13 protein-coding genes and 4 pseudogenes are annotated in these 16,371 nt (G+C 59.4%); 3 read left to right on the top strand and 14 right to left on the bottom strand.

The features are described from left to right. Window positions 1-135: 135 nt before the first annotated feature. Window positions 136-2,699 (top strand): annotated as a pseudogene (gene mutS, locus ABOC21_RS04840) (DNA mismatch repair protein MutS). 294 nt (window positions 2,700-2,993) lie between these two features. Here the strand turns inward: mutS and rpoS are convergent. After that, window positions 2,994-3,987: pseudogene (gene rpoS / locus ABOC21_RS04835) on the bottom strand (RNA polymerase sigma factor RpoS). A 145-nt stretch (window positions 3,988-4,132) separates the two neighbouring features. Further along, the gene (gene nlpD, locus ABOC21_RS04830; RefSeq protein ID WP_426812566.1) at window positions 4,133-5,209 is read right to left on the bottom strand and encodes a murein hydrolase activator NlpD; all 1,077 of its coding nucleotides are present in this window, start codon (window positions 5,207-5,209) and stop codon (window positions 4,133-4,135) included. On the opposite strand from nlpD, the gene ABOC21_RS04825 reads away from it, so the two are divergent. After that, on the top strand, window positions 5,151-5,282 hold the full coding sequence (locus ABOC21_RS04825; RefSeq protein ID WP_241723694.1) for a peptidase: 132 nt from the start codon (window positions 5,151-5,153) through the stop codon (window positions 5,280-5,282). The genes nlpD and ABOC21_RS04825 overlap by 59 nt on opposite strands. Before the next feature lie 102 nt (window positions 5,283-5,384). On the opposite strand, the gene ABOC21_RS04820 is transcribed toward ABOC21_RS04825, so the two are convergent. The 11 genes and pseudogenes from ABOC21_RS04820 to cysG all read right to left on the bottom strand — a co-directional run bounded on the left by ABOC21_RS04820 (window position 5,385) and on the right by cysG (window position 14,219). Continuing rightward, window positions 5,385-6,011: a protein-L-isoaspartate(D-aspartate) O-methyltransferase gene (locus tag ABOC21_RS04820; protein WP_426812129.1), complete on the bottom strand. Its 627-nt coding sequence runs from the start codon at window positions 6,009-6,011 to the stop codon at window positions 5,385-5,387. Next, the gene (surE, locus tag ABOC21_RS04815) at window positions 6,005-6,766 is read right to left on the bottom strand and encodes a 5'/3'-nucleotidase SurE (RefSeq protein ID WP_095098550.1); all 762 of its coding nucleotides are present in this window, start codon (window positions 6,764-6,766) and stop codon (window positions 6,005-6,007) included. The genes ABOC21_RS04820 and surE overlap by 7 nt, the downstream gene beginning before the upstream one ends. Next, window positions 6,747-7,796, bottom strand: coding sequence for a tRNA pseudouridine(13) synthase TruD (gene truD, locus ABOC21_RS04810; protein WP_426812128.1), 1,050 nt, complete (start codon window positions 7,794-7,796; stop codon window positions 6,747-6,749). The genes surE and truD overlap by 20 nt, the downstream gene beginning before the upstream one ends. Further along, complete coding sequence (gene ispF, locus ABOC21_RS04805) at window positions 7,793-8,272, bottom strand: 2-C-methyl-D-erythritol 2,4-cyclodiphosphate synthase (RefSeq protein WP_275049033.1); 480 nt, start codon at window positions 8,270-8,272, stop codon at window positions 7,793-7,795. The genes truD and ispF overlap by 4 nt, the downstream gene beginning before the upstream one ends. Further along, window positions 8,272-8,982: a 2-C-methyl-D-erythritol 4-phosphate cytidylyltransferase gene (gene ispD, locus ABOC21_RS04800; RefSeq protein WP_426812127.1), complete on the bottom strand. Its 711-nt coding sequence runs from the start codon at window positions 8,980-8,982 to the stop codon at window positions 8,272-8,274. The genes ispF and ispD overlap by 1 nt, the downstream gene beginning before the upstream one ends. Before the next feature lie 20 nt (window positions 8,983-9,002). Continuing rightward, a complete protein-coding gene (gene ftsB, locus ABOC21_RS04795) occupies window positions 9,003-9,314 on the bottom strand; it encodes a cell division protein FtsB (protein WP_426812126.1) in 312 nt (103 codons plus the stop codon). 140 nt (window positions 9,315-9,454) lie between these two features. Continuing rightward, window positions 9,455-9,781, bottom strand: coding sequence for a DUF3561 family protein (locus ABOC21_RS04790; protein WP_426812125.1), 327 nt, complete (start codon window positions 9,779-9,781; stop codon window positions 9,455-9,457). A 48-nt stretch (window positions 9,782-9,829) separates the two neighbouring features. After that, window positions 9,830-10,435: an adenylyl-sulfate kinase gene (cysC, locus tag ABOC21_RS04785; RefSeq protein WP_426812124.1), complete on the bottom strand. Its 606-nt coding sequence runs from the start codon at window positions 10,433-10,435 to the stop codon at window positions 9,830-9,832. Then, window positions 10,435-11,862, bottom strand: a complete 1,428-nt coding sequence (gene cysN, locus ABOC21_RS04780; protein WP_426812123.1) for a sulfate adenylyltransferase subunit CysN — start codon at window positions 11,860-11,862, stop codon at window positions 10,435-10,437. Before cysN ends, cysC begins: the two co-directional genes overlap by 1 nt. 9 nt (window positions 11,863-11,871) lie before the next feature. Then, window positions 11,872-12,781 (bottom strand): annotated as a pseudogene (cysD, locus tag ABOC21_RS04775) (sulfate adenylyltransferase subunit CysD). Window positions 12,782-12,813: 32 nt separating this feature from the next. Next, window positions 12,814-14,219: pseudogene (cysG, locus tag ABOC21_RS04770) on the bottom strand (siroheme synthase CysG). Between the two features lie 247 nt (window positions 14,220-14,466). On the opposite strand from cysG, the gene ABOC21_RS04765 reads away from it, so the two are divergent. Beyond that, window positions 14,467-15,510: an aminopeptidase gene (locus ABOC21_RS04765; protein ID WP_426812122.1), complete on the top strand. Its 1,044-nt coding sequence runs from the start codon at window positions 14,467-14,469 to the stop codon at window positions 15,508-15,510. Window positions 15,511-15,626: 116 nt separating this feature from the next. Here the strand turns inward: ABOC21_RS04765 and cysH are convergent, their stop codons facing one another. Next, on the bottom strand, window positions 15,627-16,361 hold the full coding sequence (cysH, locus tag ABOC21_RS04760) for a phosphoadenosine phosphosulfate reductase (RefSeq protein ID WP_426812121.1): 735 nt from the start codon (window positions 16,359-16,361) through the stop codon (window positions 15,627-15,629). Window positions 16,362-16,371: the final 10 nt, after the last annotated feature.

Genomic DNA, 16,371 nt, shown 5'->3' with positions numbered 1-16,371 from the left:
AACGCGGATCGCTGCATCTCGTTTCGTCACTTTCCCTGAAAGTCGTATCTCCGTTATGATGTCTCTCCAATGTGATACCAACGAAAACAAAAAAGATCGCAACCCATTAAAACCCAGGGAGCTGGATAACTTTCTATGAGTACAATCGACAATCTCGACGCCCACACCCCGATGATGCAGCAGTATCTAAAGCTGAAAGCGCAGCATCCGGAGATCCTGCTGTTCTACCGCATGGGCGACTTTTACGAGCTGTTCTATGACGACGCTAAACGCGCTTCGCAGCTGCTGGATATCTCGCTGACCAAACGCGGCGCCTCGGCGGGCGAGCCGATCCCGATGGCCGGGATCCCGCATCATGCGGTGGAAAACTACCTCGCGAAGCTGGTGAATCAGGGCGAGTCGGTGGCGATTTGCGAACAGATTGGCGATCCGGCCACCACCAAAGGGCCGGTCGAACGCAAAGTGGTACGCATCGTCACGCCCGGCACCATCAGCGATGAAGCGCTGCTGCAGGAGCGCCAGGATAATCTGCTGGCCGCCATCTGGCAGGACAGCAAAGGCTTCGGCTATGCGACGCTGGACATCAGCTCCGGGCGTTTTCGCCTCAGCGAGCCGGCGGATCGCGAAACCATGGCGGCGGAGCTGCAGCGCACCAACCCGGCAGAGCCTGCTGTATGCCGAAGATTTTGCCGAAGCGGCGCTGATTGAAGGCCGCCGCGGCCTGCGCCGTCGCCCGCTGTGGGAGTTTGAAATCGACACCGCCCGCCAGCAGCTAAATTTACAGTTCGGCACCCGCGACCTGGTGGGCTTCGGGGTCGAAAACGCCCCGCGCGGCCTGTGCGCGGCGGGCTGCCTGCTGCAGTACGTCAAGGATACCCAGCGCACCTCCCTGCCGCATATCCGCTCGATCACCATGGAGCGCGAGCAGGACAGCATCATTATGGACGCCGCCACCCGCCGTAACCTTGAGATCACCCAGAACCTGGCCGGCGGCACCGACAATACCCTCGCCTCGGTGCTCGACTGCACCGTCACCCCGATGGGCAGCCGGATGCTTAAACGCTGGCTGCATATGCCGCTGCGCAATTCCGCGGTGCTGATCGAGCGCCAGCAGACCATCGGCGCCCTGCAGGAACGCTATGGCGAGCTGCAGCCGGTGCTGCGTCAGGTCGGCGATCTGGAGCGTATTCTGGCGCGCCTGGCGCTGCGCACCGCGCGGCCGCGGGATTTAGCCCGCATGCGCCATGCCTTCCAGCAGACTGCCGGCGCTGCGCGACATGCTGGCCGACGTCCCCTGCGCCCCGGTGCAGCAGCTGCGCGATAAAATGGGCGAGTTCGCCGAGCTGCGCGAGCTGCTGGAAAAAGCGATTATCGACGCGCCTCCGGTACTGGTGCGCGACGGCGGCGTGATTGCCCCGGGCTATAACGAAGAGCTCGACGAGTGGCGCGCGCTGGCCGATGGCGCCACGGACTATCTCGATAAGCTCGAGCTGCGCGAACGCGAACGGCTGGGGCTGGATACGCTGAAAGTGGGCTACAACGCGGTCCACGGCTACTACATTCAAATCAGCCGCGGCCAAAGCCAGCACGCGCCGATTCACTACGTCCGTCGCCAGACCTTGAAAAACGCCGAGCGCTACATTATTCCCGAGCTCAAGGAGTATGAAGACAAGGTGCTGACCTCGAAAGGCAAGGCGCTGGCGCTGGAGAAACAGCTCTACGATCGCCTGTTTGATATGCTGCTGCCGCATCTTGCCGACCTGCTGCAGAGCGCCAGCGCGCTGGCGGAGCTGGACGTGCTGATTAACCTCGCCGAGCGCGCCGAAACCCTCAACTACTGCTGCCCGACCTTTAGCGATAAGCCGGGCATCCGCATTGTCGAAGGCCGCCATCCGGTGGTGGAACAGGTGCTAAAAGAGCCGTTTATCGCCAACCCGCTGGCCCTGTCGCCGCAGCGCCGGATGCTGATTATTACCGGCCCGAACATGGGCGGTAAAAGTACCTATATGCGCCAGACCGCGCTGATTGCGCTGCTGGCGTGGATCGGCAGCTACGTTCCGGCACAAAAGGTCGACATCGGCCCCATTGACCGCATCTTCACCCGCGTCGGCGCGGCGGACGATCTGGCAAGCGGCCGCTCAACCTTTATGGTGGAAATGACCGAAACCGCCAATATTCTGCATAACGCCACCGAGCACAGCCTGGTGCTGATGGACGAAATCGGCCGCGGCACCTCAACCTACGACGGCCTGTCGCTGGCGTGGGCCTGCGCCGAGAACCTGGCGAATAAGATAAAAGCGCTGACGCTGTTTGCCACCCACTACTTCGAGCTCACCCAGCTGCCGGAGAAAATGGAAGGAGTGGCTAACGTGCATCTGGACGCGCTGGAGCACGGCGACACCATCGCCTTTATGCACAGCGTTCAGGACGGCGCGGCAAGCAAAAGCTACGGCCTGGCGGTCGCGGCACTGGCGGGGGTGCCGAAAGAGGTGATCAAGCGCGCGCGGCAGAAGCTGCGCGAACTGGAGAGCATTTCGCCCAACGCGGCGGCAACCCAGGTTGACGGCACGCAGATGTCGCTGCTGTCGGCTTCGGAAGAGACCTCCCCGGCCCTCGAAGCGCTGGAGCATCTTGACCCCGATACGCTGACGCCGCGTCAGGCGCTAGAGTGGATTTATCGACTGAAGAGCCTGGCGTAACGGCCTCCTTCGTCTGTGAACATCATTCCCGGGCGGCAGCCGCCCTGGCCTGAAGATCGCTATTGATCGCCTCACGGAGCTTGCCCGCTGGCGCGGCGGCGCGGCGGTTCTCTATCGCGAAACGCAGACGCTTCCCGGTCAGGCGGCGACGGTGCGCTGGTCAACGGTGGTGTTCAGGCTGGAGGATGACAGGATTTTATGGCGCCACCTGCAGGAGACCTGGCAGGGGTAGAGTTAGCTGGCTAAAAAAGGAAAAGGCCCAATCGCACGATCGGGCCTTTTTTATGAAATGTCTTATTCGCGGAATAGCGCTTCGATGTTCAGCCCCTGACCCTGCAGGATTTCCCGCAGGCGGCGCAGGCCTTCAACCTGGATCTGACGCACGCGTTCGCGGGTCAGGCCAATTTCACGGCCTACATCTTCAAGCGTAGCGGCTTCATAGCCCAGCAGGCCAAAACGGCGCGCCAGGACTTCACGCTGCTTGGCGTTCAGTTCGAACAGCCATTTGACGATGCTTTGTTTCATGTCATCGTCCTGCGTGGTGTCTTCCGGGCCGTTATCTTTTTCATCGGCCAGAATATCCAGCAGCGCTTTTTCCGAGTCACCGCCCAGCGGAGTATCCACCGAGGTGATGCGCTCGTTCAGACGCAGCATACGGCTAACGTCATCAACCGGCTTATCCAGCTGTTCGGCAATCTCTTCCGCGCTCGGCTCATGGTCCAGCTTGTGGGACAACTCACGCGCGGTACGCAGATAGACGTTCAGCTCTTTAACAATATGGATAGGTAAACGAATAGTACGGGTTTGGTTCATGATCGCCCGTTCAATCGTTTGACGGATCCACCAGGTCGCATAAGTCGAAAAACGGAACCCACGTTCCGGATCAAACTTTTCAACCGCGCGGATCAGCCCCAGGTTGCCCTCTTCAATCAGATCCAGCAGCGCCAGACCACGATTGCTATAACGACGGGCAATTTTTACCACCAGACGCAGGTTGCTTTCTATCATCCGGCGGCGTGAAGCAACATCACCACGCAACGCGCGTCGGGCGAAGTAGACCTCTTCTTCAGCCGTCAGCAGCGGGGAATAACCAATCTCACCAAGATAGAGGCTGAGTCGCATCAAGCACGCGCTGCGTTGCGCCTTGCGACAGGAGATCTTCCTCGGCCAGATCGCTATCACTGGGTTCCTCTTCTACTAAGGCTTTCTCGTCGAAAGCCTCAACTCCGTTCTCATCAAATTCCGCGTCTTCATTTAAATCATGAACTTTCAGCGTATTCTGACTCATAAAGATGGCTCCTACCCGTGATCCCTGAGCAAAGCACCTTCGCTAAATATCCTTCAAACGTCGCCAGGACAGGTTTTTAGCCCTAATACAGAGCACCGCCCCGGCGCCTTTTAAGTGACGTTATGCTTATGCGTACTTCGCCAAATTATCGCTGCGGTAAATACTGCAGCGGGTTGACGGATTTCCCCTTGTAACGAATTTCAAAATGCAATCTTGTCGAGCTGGTTCCGGTGCTACCCATGGTAGCAATTTTCTGCCCCGCTTTAATTTCCTGCTGCTCCCGGACCAGCATAGTATCGTTGTGAGCGTAGGCACTCAGGTAATCATCGTTGTGTTTGATGATAATTAGATTACCGTAACCGCGCAGCGCGTTACCGGCATAGACGACGCGTCCATCAGCGGTCGCGACGATAGCCTGTCCTTTACTGCCTGCAATATCGATGCCTTTATTACCGCCCTCGGCGCCGCTAAAGTTCTCGATAACCTTGCCATCAGTCGGCCAGCGCCATGAAGAGATCGGCGAACTGGTTGACGTGCTGCTTGCAGTCGGTTGGTTGCTGCTGATAGCTGGTGCCGTAACCGGCGCAACGACCGTGGTCGCTGGCTTATTATTCGGCAACATCTTATTAGCATTCTGTTCACCTGAGGATTCAGAATACGTAATAGTTGGTTGCGACGCAACCACTGCGGTTGATTTTTGTGCAGGATGTGAGGCCTCCGTCGCACCTCCGCTGGCCCGAGCGCTGGCCTGCGCCACGGCGTTATCGCCGGTGATTGGCTGGCCTGCGGAGTTGCCGACCTGCAGCGTCTGACCAACGTTCAGGGCGTATGGCGCCGGGATATTATTGCGTTCAGCAAGGTCGCGGAAATCGTTGCCGGTCACCCAGGCAATATAGAACAGCGTGTCGCCGCGTTTGACGGTGTAGGTGCTGCCGCCGGTGTAGCTACCTTTCGGAATATCGCCATATTTGCGGTTGTAAACGATCCTGCCGTTCACGGTCTGCAGCGGCTGCTGGGCTACCGGCTGCTGGGCCATCGGCTGAATTTGCGTCGGCCGGGTCTGAACCGGCTGCACCTGAGGCACGGCGGAAACGCCCGTTTTCGCCGGCGGGGTAATCAGCATCCCGGAGCTGGTCCCGGAGGAGGAGGCGCCTCCAGCCGAACTGACCGGCGCAGGCGGATTATTCGTATTCGAACAGCCTGCCAGCCAGAGTGAAACCAGCGATAGTGCCGCAATACGGCTTAAGGTAAATTTTGGGCTTCCCGCGCTCATTTATCCCCCAGGAATAGGTTAACTACCAATATCTTGCTTACCGGGCAACGCCCGGCCAGGACACTGAAAATGTGTCCACCCTACGCCTAAAATCAGGCAAAAAAAACCTGGAATAATCCGGGTCTCACGCCAGCTCGCCCTGGACCAGGGGAACGAAGCGAACGGCTTCGACGGTATCAATCACAAACTCATTACCGCGACGACGGATCCGTTTCAGAAACTGATGCTCTTCACCTACCGGTAAAACCAGTACGCCACCCTCATCCAGCTGCGCCAGCAGCGCCGGCGGAATTTCCGGCGGCGCGGCGGTGACGATAATCGCATCAAAAGGCGCTCGCGCCTTCCAACCCTGCCATCCATCGCCGTGACGGGTTGAAACATTATGTAAATCAAGTTGTTTAAGGCGACGCCGCGCATGCCACTGCAGGCTCTTAATTCGCTCCACCGAGCAGACGTGGTGCACCAGCTGCGCCAGGATCGCCGTCTGATAGCCCGAGCCGGTGCCAATTTCCAGCACCCGGGACTCCGGCGTCAGCGTCAGAAGCTCCGTCATTCGCGCCACCATATAGGGCTGCGAAATGGTTTGCCCCTGGCCAATCGGCAGCGCGGTATTTTCCCACGCCTTATGTTCGAAGGCCTCATCGACAAACTTTTCCCGCGGCACCAGCGCAATCGCTTCGAGCACGCGCTCGTCGACGATGCCCTGAGTACGGAGCTGATTCAGCAGGCTTTCAACACGTTTACTTACCATTGGCTGTCTACCCCGACGCGTTCGAGCCAGTCGGTGACCACTTCATGGGCCTGGTGGGCGGTTAAATCAACGTGCAGCGGCGTCACCGACACGTAGCCTTCATCCACCGCCGCAAAGTCGGTATCGGGCCCGGCATCGTGCTTCTCGCCCGGCGGGCCAATCCAGTACAGGGTATTGCCGCGCGGATCTTTCTGCGGGATCACCTGATCGGCCGGATGGCGGCTGCCGCAGCGGGTCACGCGGATGCCTTTAATCTGCTCAAGGGGCAGATCGGGGACGTTGATATTGAGAATGCGCCCGGTGCGCAGCGGCTCGCGGCTGAGCGCGCGCAGAATGGTGCAGGTGATGGCCGCCGCGGTGGCGTAATGCTGATGGCCATTTAGCGAAACGGCCAGCGCCGGAAAGCCGAGGTGACGTCCCTCCATCGCGGCGGCTACGGTGCCGGAGTAGATAACGTCATCGCCAAGATTCGGCCCGGCGTTAATACCGGAAACCACGATATCCGGACGGGGGCGCATCAGGGCGTTAACGCCGAGATAGACGCAGTCCGTCGGGGTGCCCATCTGGACGGCGATATCGCCATTGTCAAAAGTGAAGGTGCGTAGAGAGGACTCCAGCGTCAGGGAGTTCGATGCGCCGCTGCGGTTACGATCGGGTGCGACAACCTGGACCTCAGCGAATTCCCGTAAGGCCTTCGCCAGGGTCTGAATGCCCGGCGCATGTATCCCGTCATCGTTACTCAGCAATATTCGCATAGTCACCCGTTGTGTTGATAAGTTCCCTTACCACGCTGGTGGCGAAGCTGCCCGCTGGCAGCCAGAAACGCAGTTCAACGGTTACGTCATCCCACCAGTTCCAGCGCATCTGCTGCGGATAGAGCAGCATCGCCCGGCGCGCGGCTTCTACTTTTTCCCGCATCAGCAGCGCCTGGAGTTGCGTCTCGTCGGCCACCGCCGCCCGTTCGGCGGCCAGCGCATCGCGTTGGCTACCCCAGTCGCCGCTCCCCGGCAGCGCAGCGGTAATCAGCAGCTCGCGGCGATCAACCCGCCCCTGCAGCTCCGCCAGCTCTTCAGGCGCGGCGACAAACCAGCTGCCACGCCCCGCTAATTGTAGCGCATCGCCATCAACAACCTGATTAAATTCTGTTTTTTTTAATCTAATACTGACCTGCTGATTAAACAAGCCGCTGCGCGCCGCCGAGAGCCAAAAACTGCGTTTATTTCGGTCGCGCACCGGGGCTCCGCTCTCGGCCCAGCGCAGCGCGCCCAGCAGGTTGCTGCCGCCAATCCCAAAGCGCTGAGCGCCAAAGTAGTTCGGCACGCCGCCCGCAGCAATGGCCTGCAGGCGCTGCTCGACGTCATCACGATGGCTGACTTCGCGCAAGACCAGGGTGAAGTGATTGCCCTTCAGCGCGCCGAGGCGCAGCTTGCGCTTATGGCGCGCGTACTCCAGCACCTGGCAGCCTTCGAGCTGAAATTTGCTGAGGTCAGGCATCTCTTTACCCGGCACCCGGGCGCAGAGCCACTGTTCGGTCACCGCGTGTTTGTCCTTCTGCCCGGCAAAGCTGACTTCCCGGGCGTGAATTTTAAGGAATTTCGCCAGCGCGTCAGCGACAAAGCGCGTGTTGCACTCCTTTTTGAGGATCCGCACCAGCACGTGCTCACCTTCGCCGTCGGGCGCAAAGCCGAGGTCTTCTACCACCATGAAGTCTTCCGGGCTGGCTTTCAGCAGCCCCTGCCCCAGTGGTTTACCGTGCAGCCAGGTGAGTTCGTTGAAGGCGATCATTGCGCCGCCTTACGCAGCAGCGCCACCGCTTCACAGGCAATGCCTTCGCCGCGGCCGGTAAAGCCGAGCTTTTCGGTGGTCGTCGCCTTCACGTTGACGTCGTCCATATGGCAGCCCAGATCTTCGGCGATGAAAACGCGCATCTGCGGAATATGCGGCAGCATTTTGGGCGCCTGGGCAATGATGGTGACGTCAACGTTGCCGAGGGTATAGCCCTTGGCCTGAATCCGGCGCCAGGCTTCGCGCAGCAGCGCGCGGCTGTCGGCGCCTTTGAAGGCCGGATCGGTGTCCGGGAACAGCTTACCAATGTCCCCCAGCGCCGCAGCCCCCAGCAGAGCATCGGTCAGCGCGTGCAGCGCGACGTCGCCATCGGAGTGGGCCAGCAGCCCCTTCTCGTAGGGAATTCGCACCCCGCCAATAATGATTGGGCCTTCACCGCCAAAAGCGTGTACGTCAAAACCATGTCCAATTCGCATTAAGCCTTCTCCTGGTGTCGGGAACGGGTAAGGTAAAATTCTGCCAGCGCCAGGTCTTCCGGGCGCGTCACTTTAATATTATCCGCGCGTCCGGCCACCAGTTCTGGATGGAGGCCGCAAAATTCCAACGCCGACGCTTCGTCGGTGATGGTCGCGCCTTCGTTGAGCGCCCGCATCAGGCAGTCAAAGAGTAATTCACGCGGGAAAAACTGCGGCGTCAGCGCGTGCCACAGGTCGTTGCGATCGACGGTATGGGCAATGGCGACTTTGCCGGGTTCGGCCCGTTTCATGGTATCGCGAACCGGCGCCGCAAGGATGCCGCCAACGCGGCTGGTTTCACGCAGCGCCAGCAGGCGGGTGAGATCGTCCTGATGCAGGCACGGACGCGCGGCGTCATGCACCAGCACCCACTGCGCATCGGGCAGCGCCTTGAGGCCAGCAAGAACGGAGTCGGCGCGTTCGCTGCCGCCGTCAACGACGGTAATCTGCGGGTGGGAAGCCAACGGCAGCTGGCTAAAGCGGACGTCGCCGGGGCTGACGGCAATCACCACGCGCTGGACGCAGGCGTTGGCCAGCAGCGCGGCAACCGCGTGCTCGAGAATCGTTTTGTTACCGATTGAGAGATATTGTTTCGGGCATTCCGTTTGCATACGACGGCCAAAACCGGCCGCCGGCACCACGGCGCAAACGCCCGGAAAAGTGGCTGCCATGTCGTAATCCTGGGCTTAATTTAGCGATTATTCTGCGCCGATCCCTGATTGCGTTTAGACGCATCCGGGACCAGACGATAAAACGTTTCACCCGGGCGGGTCATACTTAGCTCGTTGCGCGCGCGTTCTTCGATCGCTTCCTGACCACCGTTGAGGTCGTCGATTTCCGCAAACAGCTGATCGTTGCGCGCCTTTAATTTATTGTTGGTGTCCTGCTGAGCGGAAACATCGTCATTAACCCGACTATAGTCATGCAGACCATTTTTACCGAACCACAGCGAGTACTGTAGCCAGACCAGCAAAGCCAATAATAGCAGCGTTAATTTACCCATCCTGCCCCCTGAAAAACGGCATCATCATCCGATAACTCGCCCGAGCGTTCTACTCCGACGCGCGGACGATGCCGCGTAACGCGGGGACTGTACCACATTTTTGTCGTCGATACCCAGGCTTGATTCATACGCCAAAAGGACTATCCCAGCAGCCAGAGAAACAGCAGGCCGAACATCAGTCCGATCGCCAAAATCGTCGCGCACGAGCTATAGAGGAGTTTACCATTCAACAACGAATGCAGCGCAATACCGACCACAACGGCCACCGGCATCAGTGCAAGGAAGAACGGCCAGGTGTAGAGAAGAAAAAACAGCGTATTGCTGCCATAGATAAGGAAGGGAATACCCAGCGCCAGCAGCCACGAGATAAATCCCACGGCGGCGCCTGACAAAGACCAGGTGGTCTCGTCACTCGCCACCGGAGGTGGTTCTGAACGAATCATACTGAGGTTCTGGGTATTGCGCATATCAAATCCTGTTCACCGGGCGACCAGCATCTCAGTGCCGCCACCGTTTCAGGATCTGATAATATCTCGCTGTCTGAGCAGGTCTAATAGTTGGTGCACCAAATTTGTTACCAATTGTTCACCATCCAGATGAATTTCCGCCTTTTCCGGTGCCTCGTACACGGAGTCAATCCCGGTGAAATTGCGTAGTTCGCCCGCTCGCGCCTTCTTGTACAGCCCTTTTGGATCTCGCGCCTCGCAGATCGCCAGCGGCGTATCGACGAACACTTCGATAAAGCGCCCTTCCCCCAGGCGCTCGCGTACCGTCTGGCGCTCGGCGCGGTGCGGCGAGATAAAGGCCGTCAGGACCACCAGCCCGGCCTCCACCATCAGCTTCGCCACTTCGCCCACGCGGCGGATATTCTCTTTGCGATCGCCATCGCTAAAGCCCAGGTCGCTGCACAGGCCGTGGCGAACGTTATCGCCGTCCAGCAGATAGGTGCTGACGCCTGCCTGCTGGAGCGCCTCCTCCAGCGCGCCGGCAACGGTAGATTTACCGGAGCCGGAGAGGCCGGTAAACCACAGCACCACGCCGCGATGGCCGTGGCGCTGCTCGCGCTGCTGCGGAGTGACCGGATGGGCATGCCAGACGACGTTTTCGTCATGCTGCGCCATTACTTGCCTCCCAGCAGATCGCGCGCGTCCCAGTGCGGGAAATGCTTACGGATAAGCTGGTTGAGCTCCAGCTCAAACGCGCTGAACGACGAAGCGGACGTCTGGGCCTGCTCCTGCGGCTCGCGCACCATGCCGGCGCCGACGGTGACGTTCGACAGGCGGTCGATAAAAATAAGTCCTCCGGTCACCGGGTTGTTCTGGTATTTGTCGAGCGTCAGCGGCTCGTCAAAGGTCAAATCCACGAGGCCGATGCCGTTGAGCGGCAGCGCTTCCACTTCCCGCTGGGTCAGATTGTTAATATCAACCTGATAGCGAATGCCGTCCACGCGGGCGCGGGTTTTCTTGCCGGCAATTTTGATATCAAAGCTCTGGCCCGCAGAGAGCGCCTGTTCAGCCATCCACACCACGTCAATGCTGGCGCTCTGCACGGCCGGCAGCGATGCCTGCGCATCGACCAGCAGGTCGCCGCGGCTGATATCAATCTCATCCTTCAGCACGATAGTAATCGCTTCCCCGGCGCCGGCCTCCGGCAGGTCGCCGTCAAAGGTCACGATGCGCGCCACGCTCGATTCCACACCCGACGGCAGCACCTTCAGTCGCTGGCCGACCGTCACTTTGCCGGAGGCTACGGTGCCGGAGAAACCGCGGAAATCGAGGTTTGGACGGTTAACAAACTGCACCGGGAAACGCAGCGGCTGGCTTTCAACCAGGCGATGGATCTCAACGGTTTCCAGCACTTCCAGCAGCGTCGGGCCGCTGTACCAGCCCATTTTGTCGCTCTGGCTGGCAACGTTATCCCCTTCCAGCGCGGAAAGCGGCACGAAGCGAATATCGAGGTCGCCCGGCAGCTGTTCGGCAAAGGTCAGATACTCTTCGCGAATCTGATTAAAGCGCTCTTCGCTGAACGCCACGAGGTCCATTTTATTCACCGCCACCACCAGGTGTTTAATGCCCAGCAGCGTCGAAATAAAGCTGTGACGACGGGTCTGATCCAGCACCCCTTTGCGCGCATCGATCAGCAGGATCGCCAGATCGCAGGTCGAGGCGCCGGTCGCCATATTGCGGGTGTACTGCTCGTGCCCCGGCGTGTCGGCAATAATAAACTTGCGCTTTTCGGTAGAGAAATAGCGGTAGGCCACGTCGATGGTGATGCCCTGCTCGCGCTCCGCCTGCAGGCCATCCACCAGCAGCGCCAGATCCAGCTTCTCGCCCTGGGTTCCGTGACGCTTGCTATCATTATGCAGCGATGAGAGCTGATCTTCATAAATCTGGCGGGTATCGTGCAGCAGGCGGCCAATCAGGGTACTTTTGCCGTCATCGACGCTGCCGCAGGTCAGGAAACGCAGCAGGCTTTTGTGCTGCTGCGCGTGCAGGTAGGCTTCAACGCCGCCTTCATCAGCAATTTGTTGTGCAATTGTCGTATTCATGGCGGCTCCTTAGAAATACCCCTGACGTTTCTTCAGCCTCCATCGAGCCTGCCTGGTCGCGGTCAATCATGCGACCCTGACGTTCGCTGGTCGTGGAGACCAGCATCTCTTCAATAATTTCCGGCAGCGTTTGCGCGTTGGACTCCACCGCGCCGGTCAGCGGCCAGCAGCCGAGGGTACGAAAACGCACCATCTGCCGTTTGATCACCTCGCCCGGCTGCAGGTCGATACGATCGTCATCGATCATCATCAGCATGCCGTCACGTTCGAGAACCGGGCGTTCTGCCGCCAGGTACAGCGGCACGATTTCGATATTTTCCAGGTAGATGTACTGCCAGATATCCAGCTCGGTCCAGTTGGAGAGCGGGAACACGCGAATGCTTTCGCCCTTGTTAATCTGGCCGTTGTAGTTGTGCCACAGCTCCGGGCGCTGGTTTTTCGGATCCCAGCGGTGGAAGCGATCGCGGAAGGAGTAGATCCGCTCTTTGGCGCGGGACTTCTCCTCGTCGCGGCGGGCGCCGCCGAACGCGGCATCGAAGCCATATTTGTTCAGCGCCTGCTTGAGGCCTTCGGTCTTCATGATGTCGGTGTGCTTGGCGCTGCCGTGGACAAACGGGTTGATGCCCATCGCCACCCCTTCCGGGTTTTTGTGCACCAGCAGCTCGCAGCCGTAGGCCTTCGCGGTGCGGTCACGGAACTCGTACATCTCACGGAATTTCCAGCCGGTATCCACGTGCAGCAGCGGGAACGGCAGGGTTCCCGGATAGAACGCTTTACGCGCCAGGTGCAGCATCACGCTGGAATCTTTACCGATGGAGTACATCATCACCGGATTGGAGAATTCGGCGGCCACCTCGCGAATGATATGGATGCTTTCCGCCTCCAGTTGTCGCAGGTGAGTGAGTCGTTTTTGGTCCATTACCGTTCCTTATAAGGCCTGTTGTGCCGGGCCTAAGCCAAATTGACCACAGAAGAGCCAAAGCCCTCTGCGTTCGTTGTATGTTGAAACCAGGCGAGCTGCTGATGTAGCTGCACCACCTCACCCACCACCAGCAGGGCCGGCATCGGGGCGTCTTTCGCCAGCTGTTCCAGTTGTTCTAACGTGCCGATGGTCGTTTGCTGATCGGCGCGGGTGCCGCGGGAGATAACCGCCACCGGCGTGCTTCTGTCGCGCCCGTGGGCGATCAGCCGCGCGCTAATTTCCGCCGCCTTCATCGCGCCCATATAGATGGCCAGCGTTTGCCGACTCTGCGCCAGCAACGTCCAGTCGTACGCCGCGCTGTCCGCCTTGTAGTGGCCGGTGACGAAGGTCACGCTCTGCGCGTAATCGCGGTGGGTCAGCGGGATCCCGGCATAGGCCGTCGCCCCTGCGGCTGCGGTTACGCCGGGGACAACCTGAAACGATATTCCCGCCGCAGCGGCCGCCTGCACTCCTCGCCGCCGCGACCGAAAATAAACGGGTCGCCGCCCTTCAGGCGCACCACCGTTTTGCCCTCTTTCGCCGCCTCGACCAGCATCCGATTGGTTTCGTGCTGCGGTACCGAATGCTCGCCGGCGCGTTTACCGACGCAGATCATCTCCGCGTCGCGGCGCACCAGCTCGCGGATCTCCGGCGTCACCAGATGATCGTAAAACACCACGTCCGCCCGCTGAACCGCCTGCAGACCGCGCAGGGTAAGGAGCCCCGCGTCACCCGGCCCGGCGCCGACAAGGATGATTTCGCCCAAACGCTGTTCCGGCTGATAGAGCTCATCTTCCAGCGCCTTGTCCGCGGCGGCTCTGTTGCCGGCAATCATCAGGCTGGTAAAGCGGCCGTTGAAAACGCGTTCCCAGAAACGACGCCGCGCCGCGGTGGTGGTCAGATGGGTTTTAATATGCTGCCGCCAGGAGCTTGCCGCTTCGGCAACGCGTCCGAGGTTGGTCGGCAGCAGCGCTTCAATTTTTTCGCGGATCAGCCGCGACAGAACCGGCGCCGATCCGCCGGAAAAGATCGCCACCAGCAGCGGGGAACGATCGACAATGGAGGGAAAGACCGCCGAGCAGAGCGGCTGATTGTCCACCACGTTAACCAGACGGAAGCGGGCGTTCGCCGCGGCGGAAACCCGCTGGTTCAGCGCGTCGTCTTCGGTGGCGGCAATCACCAGGAAAACGTCGTCGATCTGCTGTTCCTGAAACGCTTGCGCGCGCCACGCGATTTCCCGGCGCTCGACCTGTTCCGCAAGCTCATCGGATAGCGCAGCGGCCACAACCTGCACCTTCGCCCCTGCCCGACGCAGAAACATTATCTTGCGCTCGGCAATCTCGCCGCCGCCGATAACCAGCACCGGCCGCTCTTTTAGTTCGGCAAATAGAGGCAAATAATCCACGTTGCAACAACTCGCTTACAATCAGTCATGGTGCGACTATAGGGTGCCGCTTAGAGCAAATGAAATTACGAAATGGAATGAGTTGTTACTCAAAGGAATAACGGTCCGGGAAAGCAAAGTTCAAAAAGTGCTTAACATGCGACTTTTCCGCTATTTAAGAGCAAATGAAATTGTTTAAGCTCGGTCACAGTTTCATACTAAGCGGGTCAAATTGTTATGTTGCCGTAAGGACCCTCATATGTTTTCCGCGTTGTGCCGCCGCCTGCTTCCACTGGCGCTTGGCGCAGGTTTTGTCTTCTCCGCCCCGGCTTTTAGCGCTATGGGCGAAACCGCCAATACGCAGGCTCGTCATATCGCGACCGTTTTCCCCGGAAGAATGACCGGCTCGCCCGCAGAGATGCTGTCGGCGGACTACCTGCGTCAGCAGTTCGCGCAGATGGGCTACCAGAGCGATATCCGCAGCTTTCATACGCGCTATATCTACACCACCAAAAATCAGCGGCAGAACTGGCAAAACGTTACCGGCAGCACGGTAATCGCCGCCCACGAGGGCAAGGCGCGCCAGCAGATCATCATCATGGCGCACCTCGACACCTACGCGCCCATGAGCGATAGCGACGTGGAAAAGAACCTCGGCGGCCTGACCCTGCAAGGGATCGACGACAACGCCCTTGGCCTTGGCGTGATGCTGGAGCTGGCCGAACGACTCAAGAACGTGCCCACCCATTACGGCATTCGCTTTATCGCTTCCAGCGGTGAAGAGGAGGGGCGCCTCGGAGCGCAGAATCTGCTGAAGCGGATGAGCGACGAGGAGAAGAAAAACACCCTGCTGGTGATCAACCTCGATAACCTGGTGGTCGGCGACAAGCTCTATTTTAATAGCGGCCGCAGTACGCCGGCGCCGATTCGCAAGCTCACCCGCGACCGGGCGCTGGCCATCGCGCGTAGCAAAGGGGTTGCCGCTTTCAGTAACCCAGGGCTGAACCGTGACTATCCGCAGGGCACCGGCTGCTGTAACGACGCCAGCGTTTTTGACAGCGCCGGGATCCCGGTGCTGTCGGTAGAAGCCACCAACTGGTCGCTTGGTAAGAAAGATGGTTTCCAGCAGCGGGCAAAATCCCCCGCCTTCCCTGACGGCTCCAGCTGGCACAACGTGCAGCTGGATAATCAGCAGCATATCGACAAGGCGCTGCCCGGCCGCATCGAGCGGCGCAGCCGCGACGTCGTTAAGGTGATGCTGCCGCTGGTAAAAGAGCTGGCGAAGGCCGATAAGCGCGACTAGCTGGCCTGCAGGAAAAGGTACATCCCCGCGTGACCTGACGCGGGGAACACAAAAACATCAATAAATATAAAAATCCCGGTATTACCGGGATCCCAAAAATATCTATCGGTAATCTACTAACCCTCGTGCAGCCCGCACTCGCGCTTCAGGCCGAAGAAGCGCGTCTCTTCCTCCGCCATCCCCGGCTCCCATTTGCGGGTGGTGTGGGTATCCCCCACCGAGAGATATCCCTGATCCCACAGCGGATGGTATTTCAGGCCGTGCTTCTGCAGATACTGATAAACGGTGCGGTTATCCCAGTCGATAATCGGCAGCACCTTAAATACCCCACGCTGAATCGCCAGCACCGGCAGGGTTGCCCGGCTGCCGGACTGTTCGCGGCGCAGGCCGGCAAACCAGGTATGGGTATTCAGCTCCTGCAGAGCGCGGTTCATCGGCTCGACTTTGTTGATGTCATTGTATTTCTCAATGCCCTCAACGCCCTGCTCCCACAGCTTGCCGTAGCGGGCTTCCTGCCAGGCCGGACTGGTCTGCGCCCGGTAAACCTTCAGGTTCAGCTGCAGCTTATCGGTAAGCTCATCGATAAACTGATAGGTTTCCGGGAACAGGTAGCCGGTATCGGTGAGGATCACCGGAATATCCGGACGGATCTGGTTAACCAGATGCAGGCTAACCGCCGCCTGAATACCAAAGCTTGAAGAGAGCGCGTAGTCGCCGGGCAGGTTTTCCAGCGCCCACGCCACGCGCTCTTCGGCGCTGAGCTTCTCCAGCTGCGCGTTGGTCTCCGCCAGCTGCAGTACGCGTTCAACTTTCGGCAGTTCATTTAGCGCGTTGAGATCGAGTACGGACATAGTTACCTCG

It is taken from the genome of Klebsiella sp. WOUb02, from assembly GCF_050058015.1.
Taxonomy (GTDB): domain Bacteria; phylum Pseudomonadota; class Gammaproteobacteria; order Enterobacterales; family Enterobacteriaceae; genus Klebsiella.
This window is presented reverse-complemented; position numbering and strand designations above follow the sequence as displayed.

Coding starts and splice junctions, on each gene's coding strand:
- ispD (WP_426812127.1), bottom strand. CDS start 8,982: ATGGCAGCCACTTTTCCGGGCGTTTGCGCCGTGGTGCCGGCGGCCGGT.
- cysC (WP_426812124.1), bottom strand. CDS start 10,435: ATGGCGCAGCATGACGAAAACGTCGTCTGGCATGCCCATCCGGTCACT.
- surE (WP_095098550.1), bottom strand. CDS start 6,766: ATGCGAATATTGCTGAGTAACGATGACGGGATACATGCGCCGGGCATT.
- ftsB (WP_426812126.1), bottom strand. CDS start 9,314: ATGGGTAAATTAACGCTGCTATTATTGGCTTTGCTGGTCTGGCTACAG.
- ABOC21_RS04765 (WP_426812122.1), top strand. CDS start 14,467: ATGTTTTCCGCGTTGTGCCGCCGCCTGCTTCCACTGGCGCTTGGCGCA.
- truD (WP_426812128.1), bottom strand. CDS start 7,796: ATGATCGCCTTCAACGAACTCACCTGGCTGCACGGTAAACCACTGGGG.
- cysN (WP_426812123.1), bottom strand. CDS start 11,862: ATGAATACGACAATTGCACAACAAATTGCTGATGAAGGCGGCGTTGAA.
- ispF (WP_275049033.1), bottom strand. CDS start 8,272: ATGCGAATTGGACATGGTTTTGACGTACACGCTTTTGGCGGTGAAGGC.
- ABOC21_RS04790 (WP_426812125.1), bottom strand. CDS start 9,781: ATGCGCAATACCCAGAACCTCAGTATGATTCGTTCAGAACCACCTCCG.
- ABOC21_RS04820 (WP_426812129.1), bottom strand. CDS start 6,011: ATGGTAAGTAAACGTGTTGAAAGCCTGCTGAATCAGCTCCGTACTCAG.
- cysH (WP_426812121.1), bottom strand. CDS start 16,361: ATGTCCGTACTCGATCTCAACGCGCTAAATGAACTGCCGAAAGTTGAA.